Origin of the sequence: Micromonospora sp. NPDC005205 (assembly GCF_040608275.1) — a bacterium.
Taxonomy (GTDB): domain Bacteria; phylum Actinomycetota; class Actinomycetes; order Mycobacteriales; family Micromonosporaceae; genus Micromonospora.
This window is the reverse complement of sequence record NZ_JBEXHV010000014.1, coordinates 98,902-122,142: the sequence shown is the minus strand read 5'-3', so window position 1 is coordinate 122,142 and position 23,241 is coordinate 98,902. Positions and strand designations below refer to the sequence as shown.

Sequence of the window (23,241 nt, the reverse complement as noted above, 5' to 3'; positions counted from 1 at the left end):
CGACGGTCGCTGACGACGGTCGCTGACGACGGTCAGGCCACCCGGGGCACGTCGGCGACCGGGGTGCTGTGCGGCACCTCCAGGTCGAACAGCTGACGCAGTGCCGCTGTGTAACGCTCGCCGTTCGGCTCACCGGCGAGCTGACGGACCCGTACCGAGGGGGGATGCAGCAGTTGTTGGACCACCCGGTTGACGGTGCGGGCCACCTCGGCCCGCTGCGCCTCGCTGAGGTCAGGTCGGCGCTGGGCCAGCCGGTGCAGCTCCGCGCTGACCGTCCGGTCGGCCCGGCGGCGCAGCGCGGCCACGGTCAGCCCGGCGTCCGCCCCGCGGAGCCGGTCGGCCAGCGCGTCGCGCTCGGTGGCCACGATCCGTTCGGCCGCATCCCGGTCCCGGCGCTCGACACCGTCGCGCGCCACCGCGCCGAGTCCGCCGATGTCGACGACCACCACGCCGTCGAGCCGGGCGACCGCCGGGTGCACGTCCCGGGGCATCGCCAGGTCCAGTACGAACAGCGGCACGTCCGGGCCGCGGGTCAGCCGGCGACGTAGCGCCGGCGCGACCAGCTCAGCGGTGAGCACCGGGTCCGGTGCGGTCGTCGCGGTCACCACGACGTCGGCGGCGGCGAGAGCCGGCACCAGGTCCGCCGCGGGCACGGGCCGCACGCCGTACGCCGAGACGAGCCGGCGGATGCCCTCGGCACCGCGGCCGACGACCGCGATCGGTCCGGCGCCGGCGCGGGACAGCGCGGCGACGGCGATCCCGCCCATCGCCCCGGCACCGACCACCAGGGCTGGTCGGCCGGCGAGGCCACCGGGCAGGTGTCCCGCCGGCACGTCGAGGGCGGCGGTCACCGTGCTGGCGCCGCAGCGCCCGATGTCGGTCTCGGCCCGGACCCGTCGGCCGACCCGCAGCGCGTGCTGGATTAGCTCGTGGGTCAGCCGGCCGGCACTCCCGTACGAGACCGCGGCCCGGTACGCGGCCCGCACCTGCCCGAGGATCTGCGCCTCGCCGACCACCATCGAGTCCAGGCCGGCGGTGACGGTGAAGGTGTGCGCCACGGCGGCGTCGTCGTAATGGGCGTACAGGTGGCGGGCCAGCACGTCGGTCGACGCGTCGGCGTGCGTCGCGAGCGTCGCGCCGATCTCGCGCAGCCCGGCGTGGAAGCCGCTGACCGCCGCCCACACCTCCACCCGGTTGCAGGTGGACAGCACCACCGCCTCCTCGACCGCCGGCCGGTCGAGCAGCGTGCGCAGCAGCCCTGGCAGCTCGGCGGATCCGACCGCGAGCCGTTCCAGTACGTCGACCGGAGTGCTCCGGTACGAGGCGCCGACGACGAGCAGGTTCATTGTGCACCTCCACGAAAGCGGCCGGTCCCGGCCACCGGTGGACCCACGACGAGCGGGCCGACCGGTGACCGGGACCAGCGGACGGTCAACGGGCGACCGGTAGCGCCACCGCCGCGGGCGGCGGTGCGGGTGTCAGGTTCTCCTCGGGCCGGTTGCGCTGCATCAGCCACCGGCCCCACCAGAACAGCCCACGGGCGAGGCAGACCAGTGTCACGGCGAAGAACAGCGTGTAGACCACGTTGAACACCATCAGCAGGCCGTAGACCATGCCGACGCTGGAACCGAACATGAACTGCATCCGGGGTGCCGCCGGGGTGGTGCCCGGGTCGGTGATCATGTAGTTGGTGAACAGGACGAAGGCCACCCCGGTCATCGGGACGAGCGCGGCGACCAGCGACACGTCCCAGATGAAGTGCCGGAGCACCGCCTGGATCACGAACGCGCCCAGCCAGCCGACGATCAGCGGCACCTTCTTGGTCAGCATGGCGTTGATCACCGTGCCCGCCGTCACGATGATCACCGGGATCAGAATGCTGATCACCCCGGGCACGTTCTCCGTGAAGTGGTACGGCGGGGCGATGTTGACCCAGGAGAACACCAGCAGCGTGATGGTGATGCCGAAGTTGGACGGGTTCATGAAGTGCCGCATCCGGCCCTTGATCGGCGCTTGGAGCACCGCCTTCTGACCGACCGCCACGACCACCGCGAACGCGATGGGCCAGAAGTTGTCGTTGGCGTACAGCAACATGTTCGCGGCCAACGCGGTGATGTGCGCCGGCAGCAGGAAGGTGTAGACCCCCCACGCGCCGTTGCCGGTGAAGGCCGCCGGTCGCTTCAGCGCCCGCGCCGAGACCATCTCGACGATCATCTCGGTGCCGTATCCGACCGCCAGGGCCAGGATCGGCCACAGCCAGGGCTGCTCGAAACCGAGCACTGTGTAACCCAGGATGTTGAAGACCGTCATCGACATGGCGAAGTTGCGCAGCGCCATGTAGCGCGGGTCCTTGCTGTCGACCCGCGGTACGGCGGGCCGGTCCGTTGTGGGCGTCGGCTGCGGTGCCGTCGCGGACGGCGTGACCGGGGTGGCGAGGGACAGCTCCCTGGTCGCCTCGGGTTGCTTGACGTCCGTCATCGCTTGGTCAACTCCTCGGCTCGACTGGTCAGCATGAAGTCGTGCCACCCGGCGGTCAGGTCGAGCGTCTGCATGTGAGTGGCACCGGTGAGGTCACGCCAGCACAGCTCGGCCTTGACCGGCCGGTCCCCGGCGGCGCCGAGGCCGAAGAACACGTCGAAGCTGCGCTTGCCGGAGTGACCCCCGCCCCCGTCGAGCTGGGCGAGTTGGGTGCGGCCGTCGGCGGTGGTGACCCGCACCTGCGCGCCGTACGCCGGCGAGGAACCGTCGCCGGACAGCGTCGGCCGGGTCAGCCGCAGCCCCAGGAAGTTGCCGTTCCCGGGCTTCTCGTTGCGGTAGTAGGCCGGCGGACCCCACTGGCGGGCCACGGCGAAGTCCTGGCCCCCGTCGCCGTTGGTGTCGGCCACCGCCACACCCCGGGTGGGGATGGGTAGGGCCAGACCGAGTTCCTTGCTGATGTTGGCGTACCGGCCGTTGTCCTCGCGTACCCAGAACGCGAGCTCGTTGTCGCCGGCGAGGTCGTCACCGGGTTCGGCCTTGGGCCACATGTCCGGGTCGGAGAGCAGCAGGTCGTTGCTGATCGCCAACTCCTGCAACCAGTTGAACCGGTTGATGGTGCCCTTCACGAAGCCGGTGGCCTGGACGACAGCCAACCGTCCGCTGTTGTCGAAGTCGGCCATCTTGGCATCCCAGCCCCAACCGATCCAGGCCATGTTCTTGGCGGCGGCCTGGTTGCGGAACGGCGCCTCGCCCCTGCTCAGCATCTTCCGGGCCTGCTCCGGAGTCGAGGCCGTGTTCTGCCAGAGGAAGTTGCTCTCCTCCAGACCCCAGGACTCGGTGATGTTGCTGACGAACGCATCGAACCGTCCGCGCCCCTCCAGGTCGGCGAAGTCGATGGACATGCCCTTGAACGAGTCGTGTCCGAGCACGAGTGACTTGGGGGTGATCGGGTCGCGATTTCCCTCCACCAGGTCGAACCGGATCTGGCCGGGCCTGGACCGGTTGTGGAAGAGCCGGTCCTGTCCGAAGTCGTTGGCCAGGTACAGCTCCGGAAGCAGATCGCCGTCCAGGTCCGCGGAGCTGGCGCCGAGGGTCCAGCCGGTGAAGAACTCCGGATCGCCGCCCACCTGCCTCTCGTAGCTCACCGAGGGTGAGTCACCGGTGGTGGCGCCGGTCCACCGCAGGAGGTACGCGCCACCGGCGTTGTGCGCGTGCGACATCGAGTGGTTCATCTGCACGTGCGGCAGGCCCTGCGGGTCGAGGACCTGGCTGTCCGGGAAGTAGTTGAAGATCCCGATGTCCGGGCGGCCGTCACCGTCGAAGTCGGCCACCGCGACGGCATTGGTGTTCCACAACGGACCGCGGTAGAGGGTGCCAATGGTCTGCTGTGGGATCAGCTCGACCGGGTGGTACGCCGCCAGGCTCAGCGAGGTCACCCCGGGGCGCTGCAGGAACAGCACCGGCGTACGGCCCCAGTAGTAGACGAGCAGATCCATCCGGCCGTCGAGGTTGAAGTCGCCGGGGGTGCAGCCCATCGGGGCGATCGCCGGACCCATCGGCAGCGGGGCTGGATCCAGCACGAACGGTGCGTACGTGGCACCACTGTCCGGGGCCGGGGTGACAATCGCCGCGTCGCTGCGGGTGTCGACAAGGCACAGGTCGTTCGCACCACCCTGGCCGTCCAGGTCGTTGAGCGCCACTGCGGCGCCGACCGACGAGATCCAGGACCGGATGTGCTCGTACCGGGGGTTCACCTGGCGCACGGTGCGCTCCGGCAGGCCGGGCGGCAACGCGATCGGGCGTTCGGTGAACGCGTATCGGGAGGCCAGCGCGCTGCGCTCCTCGGCAGACGCCGAGGGCAGCCGGGCCACCGAGAACAGCCCGGCGACCAGCACCAGGACGAACACGGGTGGGATGAGTCGGCGCAGGATGCCTACGGATTGCGGTGGCAAGTGTCCCCCTCGGGTAGACGGCGCCGGGACATTCGGGTCGGCCGGCAGCGGGCGGTGCGGTCGGACGCGGCGTCTCGGTACGAACCATCGCCATGCTTTCGTCCGGCGCGGCGCGGTGTCTTCTCAGGAATTGCTCTCGAAGCTGTTTACGGCGAAGCGCGCACGGATGAAGAAACGTTTTTCGAAAGCGGTGAGTGCCACTACTCACGACGGTTGTGACTCGGAAGAAAAATGCCCCGGAAACAGTCGTGGACCGCGCCGTCCCCACCCGGAGGACCGGGCGGGGACGGCGGCGGAGCACAGTCAGTCGGGCAGGCCGACGCTCATGTGCAGGCCGCCACGCACCCGCAGTGACAGCATCGGCTCGGGCACCACCGGACGACCCGCCGGACGGGTCAGGCGCAGATCCCGCACCAGCAACGCGGTGGCGAAGGTGGCCTCCATCAGACCCAGGTGATTGCCCACGCAGAACCGGGGCCCCGCGCCGAACGGGATGTACGCGTACCGGGGTCGGTCGACGGAGCGGGCCGGGTCGAATCGCTCCGGGTCGAACCGCTCCGGGTCGTCCCAGAACCGCGGGTTCCGGTGCAGCGTGTACGTGCAGATGAGCACGTCCGCGCCGGCGGGGACGTGGTACCCGCCCACCTCGTCCTCGGCCAGGGCCTTGCGCGGCAGCAGCCACACCGGCGGGTAGAGGCGCATCACCTCCTCCAGCACCATCGAGGTGTAGCGCAGCCGGCCCAGGTCGTCCATGGTGGGCAACCGGTCACCAAGCACCGAGACCACCTCGGCGCGCAGCCGTTCGCGTACCTCGGGGTGCCGGTCGAGCAGGTACAGGGTCCAGCTCAGTGTGCTGGCGGTCGTCTCGTGGCCGGCCAGCAGCAGGGTGACCAGCTCGTCGCGGAGTCGGGCGCGCCCGATGCGCGGATCCCGCTCCCGGCCGGCGGAGGCGATCAGCCGGGACAGCACATCCGCCCGGTCGTCGTCGGCACTGCCGCGCTCAGCCACCAACTGGTCGACGATGCCCTCCAGCCGCCGCCGGGACTGTCGGAACCGCAGCTGCCGGGGCAGCGGGAGCACCGGTGGCACCGCGCTCAACGTCGCCAGTTCGAACATCGCCTGGTCCTGCACGGCGGCGAAGTCACCGCCGATGGTCGGGAACCGGCCCAGGTCGGTGTCGAGCAGAGTGCGGCCCAGCACCCCCAGCGTCAGCGAGGTCATCTCGTCCGACATGTCGACGACGTCGCCGGCCCGTCGTCGGAGGCGCTCGACCAGGGCCGCGGCCTCCTCCGCCACCTGACCGGCCTGGGCGGCGATCCGCCGGCTCTGGAACGCCGGCTGAATCACCTTGCGCTGCTTGCGCCACAGCTCACCCTCGCTGGTGAGCAGACCGTCGCCGAGCGCCCGCCGGGCGTGCACCAACCCGATGCCCTTGTGGTAGTTGGCGGCGTTGTCGGCCAGCACGTGCTTGGCGTGGTCCGGGTGGTTGAAGAAGTACAGGCTCTTCGGGCCGACGGGCAGCCGCGCCGCGTCGCCGTACCGTTGCGCGGCCGAGGTCATCATTCCCAGCCGGTCGCGATTCATCACCAGCAGCATGCGGAGCGCCGCGAGGCGCGGCGGACCGGGCGGCGTCCGGCGGGCCCGCGTCGCGACGCTCACGTCGTGGCCCCGCTGTGCGCACGCTCCAACTGGCGGAACTGACCGTCGACGAAGACCAGCGCATCGTCGGCGTTGCGGTCCAGCGCCACCAGCCGGCCGATGAAGATGCTGTGGTCCCCGCCGTCGTACGCCTGCCACAACTCGCACTCGAAGTGCGCGATCGCGCCGACCAGCAGCGGCGAGCCGGTCCGGCTGCCGGGCTGCCACTCGGCGAACTCGAACTGCTCCCGGCCCAGCGGCCGACGCCGGTCGGCGAAGTAGCGGGCCACCGGCTCCTGCGCCGCGGCGAGCACCGAGACCCCGAACTGCCCGGCCTCGGTCAGTGCGCCGTGCATCATCGCGTCCCGGCCGACACAGACCAGGGCCAGCGGCGGATCCAGGGAGACCGCGGTGAATGAGTTGGCCGTCATGCCGTGCGGGGTCGGGCCGCCTACGGTGACCACCGTGACGCCGGTGGCGAAGGCGGCGAGTGCCCAGCGGAGTGTCTTCGAGTCGGTCACCAGGCCGGTGGGTTGGGGATGAGCTGTCACAGTGACTCCTGGGGTCGCCGGTCAGGCCCGTACGCCCGCGGCGTACGGCTTGAGCGCGGCCTCCAACGCCTCGGGCACCCGGGTGGGGACGGTGCGGGTGTTGGGGCCGCGCATGCACGCCACGCGCTGCGAGCCGCGGGCGACGAGGAGTTCGCCGCCGCCGGCGTCCAGCCGGACGTAGTCGAAGCCGAACTCGACCTGGGTCTGCGCCAGCTCACGCAGGTGCATCCGGACGGCCAGCTCGTCGAAGGCGGTGATTTCGGCGAAGAACTCGCAATCGACCCGCAGTGTGAACAGCTTGAGATCCGCCCGGAGGTCGGCCAGGACCGCCGGCGCCTTCTCCTTGAGGAACATCTCCCGGCACCGCCCCTGCCACCGCAGGTAGTTGACGTAGTAGACGTTGCCGACGAGGTTGGTCTCTTCGAACCCGACCGTGTGCCGGTACTCGAACCAGCGCTCCACCGTCGTCACCTCCCCTCGGTAAGGATCGCGAACACCACCGGCTCGTCGACGCCGCGTACCGCGGTGACGAAGGCCGCCACCCGCAGCTCGCCGGCCCCGAACACCGTCCAGCCGGGGCGCGGCGAGGGCAGCAGGGTCAGCGGTCCGCCGGGCTGGCCGCCGGACTTCTGCACACACTCCAGCGCCGTCCAGACCCGCGTCGCGGCCGTGTCGGCGTCCTCACCGGTGTCCGCGGCAACGAGCCGGGCCAGGCCGGCGTGCTCGCCGAGCAGGCCGTCCCACACCGTGTCGTCGCGGTGGAGCACCGTTTCGACGTCGCAACCGAGGGCCCCGGTCGCGGTCACCGCCAGGGTCAGCCGCGCGCCGTGCGCCACGGACAGCGTCCGCCCGCCCGCGATCTCCGGGCGGCCGTCGGGGCGGTAGGTCACCTCGACCGGCTCGCCGGTCGAACGCCGCGCCGCGATGCGCGACCGGGCCCGCCGCACGGCCAGGTGCCCGCCCGGCTGGTCGACCGGCTCGGTCGGGCCGTCCGGCTCGACAGCCACGGCCACCTGCGCGCCGAGGACGTCGCCCAGCGCCCGCTCCAGATACGGCCCGAGTAGCGGCGCCACCCAGGGGCCGCGACCGTCCTGCTTGCGCACGGCACGCAGTCGCAGGCCCTCCCAGCGCTCCACGACCTCGCCGGCCGTGGTCCGCAGGACGACGTCGTAGACGTAGGTGTCGCCGTCGCGGCTGCGCTCGGTGGCGCAGTAGCGCAACTCACCCCGGCCGGTCAGCTTCTCCCCCGCCGGGTGGATCCGCTCCACCCCGGTCGGCAGCAGCGTGGCGTCCGGCACGCAGACCTGGTTGCCGTGCATCAGCGCGTCCCGCACACCGGGGTCACCGAGCAGCAGGCGGTCTGGCACGAACCGGGCGAACCAGTCGACGTCGTCGAGTGCCTCCACCTCGACGTCGACGTGGCGGGCGGCGGCCCGCCGGTAGCGGCGCAGCCGCTGGAACCGGTCACCCTGGAACAGCACGTCGCCGTACAGATCGTCGGCCGGTGACATCGACACCGGGGCGATCTCGTCGCAGACCTGGTCGGGCGGGCCGTCGGGGGCCACCGTGTCGGTGAAGCGCATCGTCGCGGTGAAGTGATCGGCGGCGAAGCCCGTCTCCTCGCTGCGGATGGCGACCTGGACGGTGTCGTCGTCGGTCACCGTCGCGGCCACCCGGATCCGGCTGCGGCCGTACGGCGGAACGATGATCGGCCGGAGGAACTCGGCCCGCTCGATGACCGGCACCCGCCCGTCGCCGGTGACCGCACCGGCCACCTGGGCCATCGCCTCCATGCCGAACACCGCCGGGAAGAGCAGGTTGCCGTCGAGGAGGTGGTCGGCCAGGTAGAGGTCGGTACCGACGTTGAGGTCGACCTCGGTGACCAGCTCCACGCCGTGGTACCGGATCAACGGCCGTTCCACGAACCGCAGCAGCGGCAGCTCCGGCAGGTCGTAGCGGACCGTGTCGATGCCCTCGGTGCGGCCGCTGATCACCACAGTGCCGGGCGCGTCCGGGTCGGCCAGCAGCCGGCGCAGGATCGCGATGCCCTGGTCCGGCGTGACCGGGGTGACCCCGTCGCGGGTGAGGGACTCGATCACGGAGAGCCGTTCGCCCATGCCGACACCCGACCAGACCGACCACTCGAGGCAGACAGCCCGGCATCCCGGGTGCCGTCGGCCGAACTCCTCGGTGGTCTCGGCCAGCCAGTCGTTGGCGGTGGCGTAGTGCGCCTCGCCGCGCAGCCCGGCGCGGCCGATGATGCTGCCCAGGGTCACCAGCAGCTTGAGCCGGTCCGGGTCGACCGCTTCCAGGGTGGCCTTCAGTCCGTCGATCTTCGGCGCGAGCGTGGCCCGGAAGTCCGCCAGGTCCAGCCTGGCCAGCGAGGCGGGCTCGTTACGGCCGGCACCGTGCAGGACCGCGGTGACCGGGCCGAGCTGCGCGGTGAGTTCGGCGACGGCACGACGTACCTGGTCGGCGTCGGTGATGTCGGCGCGGGCGTAGCGGACCGTCACCCCGGCCTCGGCGATCCGGGCCAGGTTGGCCGCCAGCTCGGTGTCGGACGCCGGGTCGGAACGGCCGAGCAGGGCCAGGCTCGCCCCGCTGTCGGTGGCCATGGCGAGCGCGCACTCGGCGGTGATGCCCTTGCCGCCGCCGGTGACCAGCAGCACGTCGTCCGCGCCGAGCGCGGGACGGGGCCGGGCGGCACGCACCGGCATGGCGCGCAGCGTCGGCACCCGGCGTACGCCGGAGATGTCGAAGTGCACCTCGCGATAGTCGGCGGTGCCCGCCACCTCGGTCACCACTCGGTCCACCACGGCCGCGTCGTCGGAAAGGTGGACGATGGTGACCCGGGCGCGGGGTGCCTCCAGCCGGAGGGTCTTGGCCAGGCCGGCCGCGCCGCGACCGTGCTGGACCAGCACGTATCGCGTGCCAGGGGCACCGCCGAGTACCTCCCGGGCCCCGGTCAGCGCCAGGTCGAGCGCCTCCTCCGGGCAGGGGTCGGGCAGGCAGACCAGCACCCCGTCGCCGAGGTTCGCCCGTTGCAGGGCGGTGGCCAACCGGTCGGCCCACTGGTGTCCGGGCGCGGCGTGCACCCGCCACCGGCCGGTCTCCTCGGGAGCCACCCGCGCGGGCGCGGGCAGCTCGTCCAGGTCCAGCCGCCAGGGCCGGGCCCAGGCGGCGGCTCCGGCCACCAGCGGCTCGGTCACCGACCCGGCCTGCCCCGCCGTACCGGCCAGCTCATCCAACGCCTCGGCCAGCTCGCGGACGGTGGCCGTGGCGAAGTTGGTGGGCAGCGCCGCAGTCGGCACACCCATCCGCTGGGCGAGGTCGTTGACCACCTGGCCGACGGTGATCGAGCTGAGGTGCAGGTCGTCCAGGAGGTGGCTGTCCGGCTGCACCGTCTCCAGCGGCAGTTCCGCCCGCTCGGCGGCCAACTGGCGCAGCTGTTCCTCGGCGGACTCGCCGAGCAGGTCTGCGACCATCGGCTCGGCGGGCCGGGCTGCCGGCGTGAGCGCCGCCGCGGCGGCGGCCTCCGGCAGCCGTAGCGGCGGCGCCTGCTCACACGGGCTGGCCAGGAAGGAGAACCGCTGGCCGATCTGGAGCGGCCGGATCAGCCGGCCGTGGAACAGCCCGCTGTCCACCGGCGCCGCACCAACCACGTACGCCGCGCCGACCACCTTGAGCAGACTGGCGATCGACTCCTCGTCGGTGTCCAGGGCGACCGCTGGTACGTCGGTGGTCCGGGACGCCAGCCCGGTCAGCACCCGGCCCGGCCCGACCTCGACGAACAGGTCGACGTCCTTCGCGGCGAGGGTGACCGCCAGGGTGAACAGCACCGGATCGGTGATCTGGCGGCTCAGCAGGGCGGGCACGTCCGTGTCGGCCGGCAGCACGTCGCCGGTGACAGTGGAGACCAGCCGCCGGTCCAGCGGCCGGAACGGCTCGTCGGCCAGCGCCGCACCGAACGCCGAGGCGGCCGGGGCCACCAGCGGCGAGTGGAACGCGTGCGAGACGGACAGGACGGAGGCGTTCAGCCCCGCGTCCGACGCCCTCCGGCACGCAGCCCTGACCGCGTCCTCGGCACCGGCGATCACGGTGTGGTCGGGGCTGTTGTAGCCGGCGATCACCACCGGCAGGTCGGCGATCAGCGGGTGGACGGCCTCCGGCGCGGCACCGAGGCTGGCCATCGTGCCGGACGCGCTGTGCCGGGCCATGGTCTGGCCACGCACGGCGGCGATACGCAGCAGGCCCGCCTCGTCGATCGCGCCGGCCCAGTGCAGCGCGGAGATCTCGCCCAGGCTGTGACCGACCGCCACGGCGGCCTCGATGCCGAGCGTGGTCAACGCCCGCAGGCCCGCGGCGGAGCCGGTGACGATGCGCGGCTGGGCCACCTCGGTGGCCACCACGTCGCCGCCGGTGGGCAGGTTCGCGCGCTGGTACACCTCCTCCGCCTCGGCGAACCGGCGACGCAGCGCGCCGCCGCTGACGCCCCGTCCGGAGCCCTGGCCGGGAAAGAGGAAACCGATCCGTCCCGGCCCGCTGACGTGGCCGACCAGGCAGCGGCCGTCGGCGGAGAACATCCGGGTCTCCCCGGCCTCCACCGAGTCGCGTACCTTGCGCAGCCGCCGCTCGGCGTCCTCGGGCGAGGAGACGACCACGGCCGCCCGGAAGGGCTGCTCGCGCAGCTCACCGTGCAGGGTCGCGGCCAGGTCGGCGAGCTGGGCGTACGCCAGGGACGGCACGAACTCGATCAGCTGGTCCAGCCGCTGCACCAGGTCATTCGGGGTGGGTGCGTCGACCACCAGCAGTTCGGCGTCCTGGAGGCCGGTGGCCAGCGCGCGGGTACGGGTGTCCAACGTCGACCTGCGCCGTGATCGGGAGTTGTCCAGGACGATGTGGGTGTTGATGCCGCCGAACCCCATCGCGGTGATCCCGGCGCGAACCGGTGTGTCCGCGGGCCAGGCCTCCGCCCGGCGCAGTGCCCGCAGCGCGGGGGTGCCCTCGCTGATCAGCGCGTGCGGGTCCACGCAGCCGATGGCGGGCGGCAGCACCTCCTGGTGCACCGCCATCGCCGCCTTGATCAGGCCGGCCACTCCGGCGGCTGCCTTGGTGTGACCGATCATTCCCTTCACCGAGCCGATCGCGGCCGGCGGCGCCGTCGGGTCCGCCTCGGCGCGGGCGAGCGACAGCGCCTCCAACTCGGTCGCGTCGCCGACCTTGGTGCCGGTGCCGTGGCCCTCGAACAGCCCGATGGTCTCGATGCCGAAGCCCGTGCGCTCGTACGCGCGGCGCAGCGCCAGCTGGTAGCCGTTGATCTCGGGTCGGGTGATGCCGCCCTTGCCGTCGGAGGAGATGCCCCAGCCTGCGATCGAGGCGTAGATGCGGTGCCCTCCGGCGCGGGCCTCGTCCTCCCGCATCAGCACCACCATGCCGCAGCCCTCGCCCGGCCAGAAGCCGTTGGAGGAGCGGTCGTAGACCCGCATCTCGCCGGTGGCCAGCGCACCGGTCTTGGCGAAGCCGATGATCTCGAACGGGTCGATGGAGAGGTCGACGCCGCCGGCGACCGCGACGTCCACGTCGCCGTCGATCAGCGTCTTGCAGGCGGTGGCCACCGACAGCAGCGACGAGGAGCAGGCACCGTCGACTGTGTATCCGCCACCGTTGAAGTCGAAGTGGTTGCAGATCCGCCCGGCGATGGTGTTCGACAGGGCACCGGCCAGGGTGTCCTCGTCGATCTCCGGGAACGGACTCTTGAAGGTGGCCTCGAAGCCGTCCAGGAAGGTGGCGAGCTGGTCGTCGTCCCAGTCCTGCTCCTTGAGCGCCGCGCCGACCATCCGCCGCACGTACGGCCAGCGGAGGCGGAGCTGATTCGCGCGGGAGAACTCACCGGTGAGGCTGTTGCCGATGACCACGCCGGTCCGCTCCCGGGGCAGCCCTTCGGCCATCGGGAAGCCAGCGTCGGCCAGCGCGGCGGCGGCGACGTCCAGCGCCAGCCAGTGGGTGAGGTCCGTGGAGCGGAAGGTGCTGCCGGCGATCTTGTAGGCCACCCGGTCGAACTCGTAGCCCTCGATGACCGCCGCGTTGCGCGAGTAGAACTTGTCCGGGGTCTTCGGATCGGCGTCCCAGTAGTCGTCCAGCTTCAACCGCACGTCGGGCAGCCGCCGGAAGGCCCGCCGGCCAGCCAGTGCGTTCTCCCACAACTCCCGCGGAGACGTGGCGTCGGGATAGCGGCACGCCATGCCCACCACAGCGATTCTTGTCATACTGACTACGCCCTTCCTCAAACGCCCGGCGCAGCACGGAACAATTCGCGCACGGTCTTCGGTGAATGAAGCAAATCAACTATTCCGAATCGGCACGAGCGCGTTCCTGATCCGTTGCCGCCACACTTCGTACGCGGGGAAGCCGTTCGCCGGGGCCACCCCGATCCGGGTGTCGTCGGTGACCGCCGAAGCGTCCCGTGTCGACAACCCGCACAGCACCCGGGTGGCCACCTCGTTGTGCGGCACCGTCAGGCCGGCGCGCACCCGGGCCCCGGCCGCGAAGGCCGACCCCTGGGCCAGGTCGCCCCGGTACGACCCGGACAGCTCGCGCAGCCGCTGCAGCCCCGCCTCGTCAGCGCCGCCGGCATAGGTGGCGGCCAGCCCGGCACCGGCCCACAGGTCCGCCCGACGCCGCTCCGGGAACCCGGCGAACAGGCGGGCCAACCGGTCCGGATCGGCCCCGACCACGAACCAGGAGGCCCGGCCGACGCCCTGGTCGATGGCCCGCACCGCGTACCTGCCCGGGTCGTCGCCGGGCCAGGGAAAGGTTTCCTCGCGGTAGCGCTGCTCGACGTAGCGTCCGGTGCGGAAGTACGCCTGGTGGAAGCCGTAGCCGTCCAGCACCAGCCAGCGCAGCAGCGGGTCCGGCGCGTACAGCCGGGACCAGAGGAACCGGGGCAGCCGGGCCATCGCCCAGCCCACCCCGACGTACGCCATGTAGACGTGCGGGTCGCCGGGGCCGGCGAGGAACTCGGCCACCCGCCCGCCCCGCCCGGGCAGCGCGTCGCGGATGCTCAGGCCCATGGCCGCGCCTTCGTAGGCGAAGCCGCGCCAGGTGGGCGCCAACCGCTCCAGCGGGGCCACGACGTCGGCCACGACGCGGGCCTCCGCGGCCTCGCCGAAGCCGGCGAGGAAGGACCCGCCGACGGTCTCCAAGCGCTCACGCGTCGCCTCGTCAGTGACGTGGAAGCCCCGGACGTCACACCTCGTCTGGGAGATGTCCGGAGTCAGGACACGCCGTCGCAGCCTTCGCCAAGCTCTCATCAGCACCCCCAGGGCAATAGATATGTCGCCAATATTCGCAGCCCGGGCGAGGACATTCTTCTTCTTTGTTGCGGCGCTTTGCACCGACCTCGGGCAGGCAGGGGCCGCGCCCGGAAAATGGGCGCCAGAACGGGTAGCGGGAATCGCTACGACACGCGCGTCGCGGGCACCGGGAAATGAGCGCGGATGCGGCGGCGCCACACTTCGTAGTCCGGTTCGGCGTCGTCGGCGAGGCTGTCGACCGCGACGTCGTCGGCCAGGGCGGCGGCAGCCTCGACCGACATGCCGGCCAGTGCCGTCAGCGCGACCTCGGTGTGCGCCGGCTGGAAACCGGAGAAGTGACGGGCCTTCGCCGCGAAGACCGCGCCCTGCGCCAGGTGCGCGTGGTCCTCTCCGGCGGCGTCCACCAGCGAGCGCAGGCTGCCGAGGTCGGCGCCGCCGGCGAACGTGGCCGCCAGGCCGACGCCGCTCCACAGGTCCGCCTGCCGGGCGGGCGCGAACCGCCGCACCGCCGCGGCGACGTCCGCCGCGCCGGCCCCGTGGATGAACCAGAGCGCCCGGCCGATGCCCTGGTCGACGGCGCGCGGGAAGTAGTCCGCCCGCCCCTGCCAGGGGTACGCGGGCAGCAGCTCCTGCCGGGTCACCCACCGCTCGGTCTCGAAGTACGCCCGGTCGAAGCCGTAGCCGTCGACGGCCAGCCAGCTCATTGTCGGGTAGTAGGGGGTGCCGGTCAGATCCGGCAGCACACCCTTCCACAGTGGGCGCGGCAGGCGGGCCATGGCGAACCCGATGCCGATGTAGGTCAGGAAGGTGTGCGGCCGGCCCGGACCGGAGAGCAACTCCCGGGCTCGGTGACGGCGTGGCCCCGGCATCGCGTCGATGACGGTGAGCGCCATCGCCGCACCCTCGTACGCGAAGCCGCGCATCTCCGGTTCGACCAGTTCCAGACGACGCTCCAGCTCCCACTGGTCGCGCATGTCGATGCCCCACTCGAACCCGCAGATCACCGCCTGCGGAATCGCCTCGAGGCGGCGGGTCACCGGGCCGGGCGTCACGGGGAAGCCGCGGCGGGCGAAGGTCGTCTCCGCCAGTGACGGCGTCAGGACCAGCCGCCGTATCGAACCCACTGTCGTCGGCATCGTCGTCCTCCCTCACGGCCCGGCGACGTGCCGCGGCCGGCGTACCCATCGTCGTACGCCGGCCGCATCTCGCGCGCCTTCGTTCATGCGCTCCCGGTCACCGTCAGCGTCGCGCCGCCCGGACCCGGGGCCGGCGTAGCAGCACGACGGCCACGACCACGACCAGCAGCAGGTCCAGCACGAGGAGGCCCACGCTGAGCGGGTCGTCGGCACCGTGCTGGTGCCCACCGGGCCCGACCGAGGGGGCGTCGGCGGCCACCGAAACGGGCGGTCCGCCAGCGGCCACTGTGAACCGGGTCGTGCCACTCAGTTGCCGTCCGTCGGTCAACAGCACGTGGTACGCGGCCAGATACGCCCCGGCGGTCTGAACGCGGACGGGCAGCACCAACCGCTGCTCCTCCAGCCTCGCCGGACCGGCGGCTATCGACCGGCTCTGACCGGCCGGCGCGACGGCCAGATGGAACTCCCTGGCCCGCACCGTGCCCTCGAAGGTGACCACCACCTCGGCCGGTGGACCGGCCACTGTCGCGCCGTCCGCCGGCGTCACCGCGGCGACCCGGGCGGTCGGGTTGTCGGTGAGTGCGGCCAGCGCCACCACCGCGCAGACCACTGCGGCGAGGAGGTACCCGAACCACCGGGACCCGGGCCCCGATCGCGCTGCTTCCGGCACCGTCACGACATGCTGGGCGCCACGGTCAGCCGTGGGGCGCAGTTGCAGGCCATCAGCGCGGACTCGGCCCGGTTGGGCCGTAGGTGCAGGATGATCGCGATCACCATCGGCAGGAACACCACGGTGTTGTAGAACAGGTGGAGCTCGACCCGGGGCAGGACCAGCTGCAACATGCTGGTGGGAACCGAGCGGCCGAAGAAGAACGTGCCGGTCTGAGCCTGCACGAAGAGCATCAGGTGCTCGATGTGGTGCCAGAACTGGATCCCGAAGGCGATCATCCACCAGGTGCGTGACCGGCCCACGAAACCGCCGCGCAGCAGCCACAGGCCGACCAGCATCACCAGCGCGTACGCGTAGTGCAGCCATTCGGAGGTGACAAGCCAGGGGAAGTACAGGCCGAGCACTCCGCGCGCCTGCGGCACGGGCCAGCCCAGCGCCCAGATCTGGAACGCCTGCGTGAGGTGCTCGGCCCAGTGCGCCAGCACCACGACCATGAACAGGTTCAGCGCGGTACGGTGGTGGGCACCGTTCCACCAGTTGGTCGGGCCGACCCTCCCGGTTCGCGCCGCGTCAACACTCATCCTGGCCTCCAGTCGCCGTAGCGGTCGCCGCCCGAGCCCTACGGACGGCATCCCCTCCCACCCTTCCGGGTCGCGGCGCATCGGCTTTCTTCCACAATGCTCAGTTGGCGCCGGACCGGATGCGGTGCGGTGGTCAGCCGTGGCGCTGGGGCGGCGGTCCGGTCACCGGATCGGCCACCTGCCGGGCGCCGACCAGGGAAGCCGCCGACCAGGCGGCCCAGGCCGCGGCGTCGACCAGCGACCGGTCTTCCGGGTGGTGGCGGCGGAACTCCTGGACCACCTCCTCGTCGACCTGGTACGAGGCGACCGCGGTGAGCAGCGCCAACCGCGCGGCGGCCCGGTCCGCCGGTGCCAGGTCGGCGATCAGCCGCTCGCACCAGTCGGTGCTGATTCCGGTCTCCCTCCCCCGCCACTCCGAGAGATGCGCGGTGACCAGGTCGCGTACCTCCGGGGAGAGCGCGCGCTCACCGGCGGCGCGGAAGACCTGGTCGGCCCGGCCCACCGCGGCGGCCACCGCCGGCCGGGGCGCCGCCCAGGCGGTGGCCGCGCGCAGCGGCGCGGCGGGCAGCAGCCCAGCGGCCCGGCCCGGCTCGCGCGGCTCCCGCAGGGTGGGACGCAGGACCCGGCTGATCCCCTGCTTGAGTCGGCGACGGGGCCACGGAGCCAGGCCCGGCGGCAGCAGGAAGTTCGCCAGGAACACGTTCACCATGCGGGTCAGGTAATGAAAGGCGACGACCACCCCGATCAGTTCCGCGCGGTCCGCCGGGGACAGCCCGGCAGGCGGCGGCGCGGCGTCGTCGGACTGGTGTGCGGTACGCGCCCACGCCGCCGCGACGCGCAGCTCCGGCTCGGTGATGTCCTGCATCCGGTCGCCGGCGACCGCCTCGGCGGCGTGCTCGCCGGACAGGTCGTACATGCCGACGGTGTGCATGTCCGCGCAGTACGGGCAGGTGTTGGCCACCGACACCGCCGCGGCTACCGCCTCCTTGGTGGCCCGGTCCACCGGCCCCACCGTGACCAGGGGTTCCCGGGTCAGCGCCCAGTACGCGGCCAGCACGTCCGGTGCCGGAGAGTGCATCAACGCCGGCGGCACCACGAGTCGCATCTCGTCGGCCACCTGCGCGTACACCTCGGCGACCAGCCCGTTGGCCGACCCTGGGGAAACCGGGGACACGTACCTGACCTGCCGACGCACCATTGAGGACGCTACCCGCCCGGCGACCATCTCCGTCCTCCATCCGTCGTCGTGTTCCCGGTCAGTATCAGCGGGCGGCGGTCGCTTGGAGTGGGGCCGACCGGTCCAGCGCACGACCGGAGAAGCCCGGGGTTTTTCTCCAGATTCAGAGGGTTCCGTGCGAGCGCAACGACGAAGATGCGGCCCCTGTCGTGCTGCCGTCACGATGTGGGAAAGCGATCCGTGAGCGGTGTCCGGTGGGTCACCGCCGCGGGTCCGGCACGACGGCCACGGCACTGACCGGCCCGGCGGGCACCTCCTCCGGTCGCGCGTCCGCCAGGCGGACGACCCGTACCGGCGCGCCGACCACGGACAGGAGGCGATGCGGTGCAGCCCGACGAATCCGAGCGCAATCCGGATCGGACCCTCGTGCTAGAGGCGTTCGCGGACACCATCATTCCCGGCGAGAAACGGTTTCCCGGGGACCGCAGTGTGGCCGGGGTGTCAGCCGGCGGTGGTGCGGTGGCGGCCGGTGCGGTCGAGCTTCTCGAGAACCCGGCCGGCGGTCTGGCCGAAGGGTTGGACTCCCTGGTGTTCTCCCTCAACGACCACGCACGGGAGTACGCGGCCGACCACGGCCTGACGCCGGATCCGACGGTGCCGCCGTTCGTGGCGCTGCCGTTCGACCACCGCACCGCTCTGGTCGCCGACCTCACCAAACCGGATCACCCGGAAAAGCAGATGTGGGTGGGCCTGGCCCTGTTCAGCAACATGGCCTTCGACAGCGCCGCCCACCTCAGCACGCCCGCCGCGCTGGCCGCCGGCCACCCAGGGCTGCTCACCATCGGCTACGAACAGCCGCAGGCCGACGGCATCTGGCGGTTCGAGTCCTTCTCCTACGGCCGGCAACTGGCCGACCTCCACCCCGACACGACGGCGACGGGCAGCCCCGCATGACCAGCATCGAATCGACAGACGTTCTCATCATCGGCAGCGGCTTCGGCGGGGCCATCCCCGCGTACCACCTCGCTGCGGGCGGTGCCCGCGTGACCGTCCTGGAGCGCGGCCCGTGGCTGCGCGGCGAGGAGTTCGACCACGACTTCCTGCTCGGCTCGTCGTACACCCGGGTCTTCGACTTCGTGGTGGGCGACGGCATGAGCGTGCTCGGCGGCAACTGTGTCGGCGGCGGAAGCGTTGTCTACTTCGCCACCATGCCGCGCGCGCCGCGCTTCGTCTTCGAGCGACGCGGCAGCATCGGCCGCCGGATGTGGCCCGGCTCGATCAGCCGGGACGCCCTCGAACCCTGGTACGACCGGGTCGCCGAGGCCCTGCCGATCACCCGGCAGACCTGGGACAAGATCCCGTACGCCGGTGGCCTGTTCGGCGCGGCCTGTCGGCACGCCGGGCGCACCGCCAACCCGGCGCCGTCCGCCGTCGACGTGGACATGTGCACCAACTGCAACTGGATGATGTCCGGCTGCCGGTTCGACGCCAAGCGCTCACTGCTGCTGAACTACCTGCCGGCGGCGCTCGCCCACGGCGCGGAGATCCGGCCGCTGCACGAGGTGCAGCAGATCTCCCGTAACGACGACGGCGGCTACCGGGTGCACTACCGGATCGTGGACGGCGAGGACTACCGGATCCTGCACGACGAAGGTGCGATCGACGCGAAGCTCGTCATCGTCGCGGCGGGTGCCGGTGCCACACCGGTGATCCTGCAACGGTCGGAGCCCGGGCTGGGCACCATGCCGCACGCGGTGGGGCGCTACTTCTCCGGCAACGGGGAGCGACTGAACACCGCCGTCTTCGACGAGGACCGGGTCCGAGACGTGCTCGGGCTTTCCCGACCGGACGGGCGGGCCTACGAGGCTTACCAGATCGGGCGCGGCCCGACGGTGGCCAGCTGGGACCGGCTCGACGGCAACCTGCCCGAGTTCGAGCGCTACTCACTGGAGCAGCTCTACTTCCCGCCGGGGCTGGGCACCATCCTGGCGCAGGCGCCCGACGCCAGCGGCCCGACCTGGTTCGGGGTGGACAAGAAGGAGATGCTGCGCCGCTGGAAGTCCTGGCTGACGATCTTCATCATGTCCGAGGACGACAACGAGGGCGTCTTCGGGCCGCCGCCGGAGACCGGCAACGCGCACCGCTTCTCCCAGCAGATGCTGGGGCACGGTCCGCTGAGCTACCGGCCCACCGCGAACACCCGGCGGGGCTGGTCGCTGGCCGACGCCGACATCAAGGACATCCTGGAACGCGACGGGCTGGCCCGGGTCGAGCCGTGGACGAACGACCTGGTCGGCGCGTACACGGTGCACCCGTTGGCGTCCTGCCGGATCGGCGACGACCCGGCCACCTCGGCGCTGGACGACCGGCACGAGCTGCGCGGACACCCCGGAATCTTCGTCACCGACGGATCGGCGGTCCCCGGTGCGCTCACGGTGAACCCGGCGTTCACGATCGCCGCCCTTGCCGAACGCGCCATGCCGGGCATCATTCGGGCCGCGCAGGAGCGGGGGGTCTCCGTCACCTACGGGGCGCCGTCGCCGGACGGCGAGACCGCCGGCCGCCGGGCGGTGTTCGCCCGCTGAACAGTCGGGCGTCGGCCGGCCAGGCGCCGGCCGGCGCCTGTTCTTCCGAGGGAGAATCGGTGCGAAAGCTCATCGCGAGGGTCGCTCGACGCGCCACGGCGTTGCAACTCCGGCACGTCGCGCCAGTCCCGCCGAGCCGGGCCGACGGCCCGGTGGCGGCCGTGTACCAGCAGATCGAACGGGACTTCGGGATGCTCGCACCGCCGGTGGCGCTGCACGCGGCCTCTCCGGTCGTGCTCGCCGCGGCCTGGACCATGCTGCGCGAGGCGCTGCTGGCGTCCGGGCAGACGGGCCGGGAGGCCCGGGAGGTGGTTGCCGCCGGGGTTTCCCAGGCCAACCGTTGCCCGTACTGCGTGGACGTGCACGGTGGCACCCTCGCCGGTCTGCTGAGCGGCCCGGACGCCGCCGCCATGCTGACCGGGCAGTTGGCCGACCTGCGGGACCCGCAGCTGCGTGAGCTGGCCCGCTGGGCCGTCCACGGCGGGCCGCCGCCGTTCCCGCCCGAGCACGGTCCCGAACTCGTCGGCGTCGCTGTGGTGTTTCACTACCTGAACCGGATGGTCAACGTCTTCCTGCCGGACTCGCCCCTGCCGCCGGTGCCCGGCCCGGTCGCGGCGGTGCTGCGGCGGGGTGCGGCCCGGATCCTGGCCGGGCTGGCCGGCAGGACCGTGGTCCCGGGCGAGTCCCCGGGCCTGCTGCCTCCGGCGACGGTGCCGCCGGACCTGTCCTGGACCGGCGACCGGCCGCACCTGGTGGCGGCGTTCGCCCGGTCCGCAGCGGTGGTCGACGCGGCAGGCGAACGCAGTGTCCCGGCACCGGTACGCCGGCTGTTGACGGCGCAACTCCCTCGCCTTGGCGCGCCCCCGTCCGTCCTGGACGCGCGCCCGGCCGCCCTGCGACTCCGTTGGCTCGACGAGTGCGTCGCGGGCCTGCCGGAGTCGGACCGCCCGGCGGGGCGCCTGGCGTTGCTGGTGGCGTTCGCCTCCTACCGGGTCACCGCCGCCGATGTCGACCGGGTACGCGCCCAGGGGTACGACGACCGGGGTCTCGTCGAACTGGCCGCCTGGTCGAGCCTCACCGCCGCCCGTCACCTGGGCGCGCGCGCCCTTCGCGTCGCGCCGGCCCCGACGGCGGGCTGGAGCCGGCGCACCATCGGTTGATCCTGCGAGGCGTACGGCCCGCCCGACGGCTCCTGGATGTCGCTGGCCGCGGCTTCAGGTGGCAACGACGAGGCCCGTCTCGTACGCCTCCCTGAGCAGTAGGACGCGCCCCTCGGGTGTGTCTCACACGGTTGTCCCACGGACGGGATGGTCGATCGGGGTCGGTCAGGCAACCCTCGCCCCCATCCTGGTAGGGACCGTGCCGAGTGGCATGAGGCGGTGCGGCCGACGGGATTCCACTGCCGCTCCTCCTATTGTTCACCGGGCCGGACGACGGTCTTTGGAATCCGCCCCGACTGATTATCCGGGCCCGATCGAAACCAGCGCGACGAGCGGCTGATCCACCTATCCGGCACCCGATTGAGAATTGACGAATATCGGCCACGCGACCCCGGCCCGAGAAATTCAGGCAGCAATTCTTTTTAATAGAAAAACAAATACTGGCATTCCGGAAAACTCCGACTATGCATTGCAATAGATCCGACCAAAAGCGTGAGCAAATAATCTTACCTTCCGCTCGTCGCTCCGGTCAATAATCTTTTTCAGTCAACAAAGCGCCAGATTCACTGAAGGTAGCCAGACCGCCGGGTACATGATCGACAATTACCGACGTTTCGCGTCAAACCGCAGCCCAGGGGCACCGTATGCGTTACCAGTTTCCACATTGGCCACTCTCGGCAACCCCGGTGGAAAGTGGGTCGCACCGCTATCCGCATGGATGACTGTCGAGCTTCATATGAGTGTCAGAAGCACTGCTCAAGGCGTTCCTCTCTTCACGATTGCGGTCTATTGCCCTCGATGATCAGCAGTATTGTCAATCGCTCTGGGCTGGGCTAGCCTCGACCGGAAGCGGTGCCCATCGGGGCGGCGGGAGTGAGGCAGTAGGGCATACCGGCGCAATCATATGCATCACTACCGCGCTCGATGGGACCGAAACCGCGATGCTTTACACGACAATTATTACCACCTAGTACGAAAAATCGCCGGACAGGTCAGGGGGAGGCATCATGGAGGAATCGACCAAGCAGGCCGTGAATCGCGCGATCAGCACCATGCGAGAGAATCTCGGCGAGCAGCTCACCGTCGACGACATGGCCAGGGCTGCCATGTTCAGCAAGTTCCACTTCACCAGGATCTTCCAGCGGACCACCGGGGTCTCCCCGGGCCGCTTCCTGTCCGCGCTGCGTCTGCAACGCGCCAAACAACTGCTGATCTCCACCACACTCAACGTCGCCGACATCAGCCTCCGGGTGGGCTACAACAGCGTCGGCACCTTCAGCTCGCGGTTCACCCGCAGCGTCGGCATGTCGCCGACCACCTACCGGCGCCGCGCCGGCTACGCCCCGCAGATCGCGACCGATCCGGAACCGGCCCCGCTCTCCGAAGCCCGGGTACACGGCCGCATCCCCTCGCAGCCGGGCCGGCCGAACGGGCCGGTCTTCGTCGGCCTCTTCACGGACCGCATCCCCGAGGGTCGTCCGGTGCGGTGCGCGGTGCTACCCGACGGCGGCTACTTCCACTTCGACACGGTGCCGCCGGGCACCTGGTACCTGCTCGCTCAAGCCGTCGACACCAACGCGGGCGGGCGTCCCGACGAGGCGAACCGACCGATCGCGGTGGCCTCGGAGGGGCCGCTGACGGTCTCATGGAACTCCGACATCCGGGTGGACCTCGACCTACAGCCGATCCAGAGCATCGATCCGCCCGTGCTACTGGCCCTGATGGACAGCCGAAAGCTCGCGTTGGCCCGGGTCGCGGCGGAACAGCAGGCGGCCGAGACGCCCCTGAGCGCCGCGCCCGTAATGATCACGAAGCTCCGCGAGTCCGACCGTACCGCTGCCTGACTGCTCGACTGCTCGACTGCTCGACCGCCGGTCCCACCCGGGCCACAGCCGCGACGCGGTGACGGCCCGAACGCTTCCGCCACGAGCGTGCCATGGGATCGCCATCAATCTCTACCCGTTCCACATGGGAGAATCGCACCGCGGGGCTGTGTTGAC

General features: G+C 71.4%; 16 protein-coding genes. 4 read left to right on the top strand and 12 right to left on the bottom strand.

The features are described 5' to 3' along the window. Positions 1 to 32: 32 nt before the first annotated feature. From ABZU43_RS24090 to ABZU43_RS24035, 12 genes are all read right to left on the bottom strand, one after another. Positions 33 to 1,346, bottom strand: coding sequence for a glutamyl-tRNA reductase (locus tag ABZU43_RS24090; protein WP_355008739.1), 1,314 nt, complete (start codon positions 1,344 to 1,346; stop codon positions 33 to 35). An 85-nt stretch (positions 1,347 to 1,431) separates the two neighbouring features. Beyond that, positions 1,432 to 2,478 (bottom strand): enediyne biosynthesis protein, encoded by a 1,047-nt coding sequence (locus ABZU43_RS24085; protein ID WP_355008738.1) that lies wholly within the window; start codon positions 2,476 to 2,478, stop codon positions 1,432 to 1,434. Further along, positions 2,475 to 4,430 carry a CRTAC1 family protein gene (locus ABZU43_RS24080; RefSeq protein WP_355008737.1) on the bottom strand — a complete coding sequence of 652 codons (1,956 nt, stop codon included), beginning with the start codon at positions 4,428 to 4,430 and terminating at the stop codon, positions 2,475 to 2,477. Before ABZU43_RS24080 ends, ABZU43_RS24085 begins: the two co-directional genes overlap by 4 nt. 303 nt (positions 4,431 to 4,733) lie before the next feature. Further along, the gene (locus tag ABZU43_RS24075) at positions 4,734 to 6,089 is read right to left on the bottom strand and encodes a cytochrome P450 (protein ID WP_355008736.1); all 1,356 of its coding nucleotides are present in this window, start codon (positions 6,087 to 6,089) and stop codon (positions 4,734 to 4,736) included. Then, entirely contained in the window at positions 6,086 to 6,592 is a 507-nt protein-coding gene (locus tag ABZU43_RS24070) for a flavin reductase family protein (protein ID WP_355008771.1), read from the bottom strand. The genes ABZU43_RS24075 and ABZU43_RS24070 overlap by 4 nt, the downstream gene beginning before the upstream one ends. A gap of 48 nt (positions 6,593 to 6,640) precedes the next feature. Further along, positions 6,641 to 7,081 (bottom strand): acyl-CoA thioesterase, encoded by a 441-nt coding sequence (locus ABZU43_RS24065; RefSeq protein ID WP_355008770.1) that lies wholly within the window; start codon positions 7,079 to 7,081, stop codon positions 6,641 to 6,643. A gap of 5 nt (positions 7,082 to 7,086) precedes the next feature. Then, positions 7,087 to 12,885 carry a type I polyketide synthase gene (locus ABZU43_RS24060; RefSeq protein WP_355008735.1) on the bottom strand — a complete coding sequence of 1,933 codons (5,799 nt, stop codon included), beginning with the start codon at positions 12,883 to 12,885 and terminating at the stop codon, positions 7,087 to 7,089. A gap of 75 nt (positions 12,886 to 12,960) precedes the next feature. Further along, a complete protein-coding gene (locus ABZU43_RS24055) occupies positions 12,961 to 13,929 on the bottom strand; it encodes a DUF1702 family protein (RefSeq protein WP_355008734.1) in 969 nt (322 codons plus the stop codon). A gap of 146 nt (positions 13,930 to 14,075) precedes the next feature. Then, positions 14,076 to 15,068 carry a DUF1702 family protein gene (locus ABZU43_RS24050; RefSeq protein ID WP_355008733.1) on the bottom strand — a complete coding sequence of 331 codons (993 nt, stop codon included), beginning with the start codon at positions 15,066 to 15,068 and terminating at the stop codon, positions 14,076 to 14,078. Between the two features lie 103 nt (positions 15,069 to 15,171). After that, positions 15,172 to 15,738: a copper resistance CopC family protein gene (locus ABZU43_RS24045; RefSeq protein ID WP_355008732.1), complete on the bottom strand. Its 567-nt coding sequence runs from the start codon at positions 15,736 to 15,738 to the stop codon at positions 15,172 to 15,174. A gap of 2 nt (positions 15,739 to 15,740) precedes the next feature. After that, the gene (locus ABZU43_RS24040) at positions 15,741 to 16,319 is read right to left on the bottom strand and encodes a hypothetical protein (protein ID WP_355008731.1); all 579 of its coding nucleotides are present in this window, start codon (positions 16,317 to 16,319) and stop codon (positions 15,741 to 15,743) included. 133 nt (positions 16,320 to 16,452) lie between these two features. Continuing rightward, positions 16,453 to 17,493 (bottom strand): carboxymuconolactone decarboxylase family protein, encoded by a 1,041-nt coding sequence (locus ABZU43_RS24035; protein WP_355008730.1) that lies wholly within the window; start codon positions 17,491 to 17,493, stop codon positions 16,453 to 16,455. Positions 17,494 to 17,880: 387 nt separating this feature from the next. Here ABZU43_RS24035 and ABZU43_RS24030 point away from each other — a divergent pair, with 387 nt between their 5' ends. The 4 genes from ABZU43_RS24030 to ABZU43_RS24015 all read left to right on the top strand — a co-directional run bounded on the left by ABZU43_RS24030 (position 17,881) and on the right by ABZU43_RS24015 (position 23,085). Beyond that, positions 17,881 to 18,450 carry a DUF5987 family protein gene (locus ABZU43_RS24030; RefSeq protein ID WP_355008729.1) on the top strand — a complete coding sequence of 190 codons (570 nt, stop codon included), beginning with the start codon at positions 17,881 to 17,883 and terminating at the stop codon, positions 18,448 to 18,450. After that, on the top strand, positions 18,447 to 20,081 hold the full coding sequence (locus ABZU43_RS24025; RefSeq protein ID WP_355008728.1) for a GMC family oxidoreductase: 1,635 nt from the start codon (positions 18,447 to 18,449) through the stop codon (positions 20,079 to 20,081). The genes ABZU43_RS24030 and ABZU43_RS24025 overlap by 4 nt, the downstream gene beginning before the upstream one ends. A gap of 59 nt (positions 20,082 to 20,140) precedes the next feature. Next, complete coding sequence (locus ABZU43_RS24020; RefSeq protein ID WP_355008727.1) at positions 20,141 to 21,241, top strand: carboxymuconolactone decarboxylase family protein; 1,101 nt, start codon at positions 20,141 to 20,143, stop codon at positions 21,239 to 21,241. 1,007 nt (positions 21,242 to 22,248) lie between these two features. Beyond that, a complete protein-coding gene (locus ABZU43_RS24015) occupies positions 22,249 to 23,085 on the top strand; it encodes an AraC family transcriptional regulator (RefSeq protein ID WP_355008726.1) in 837 nt (278 codons plus the stop codon). The last annotated feature ends 156 nt before the right edge of the window (positions 23,086 to 23,241 follow it).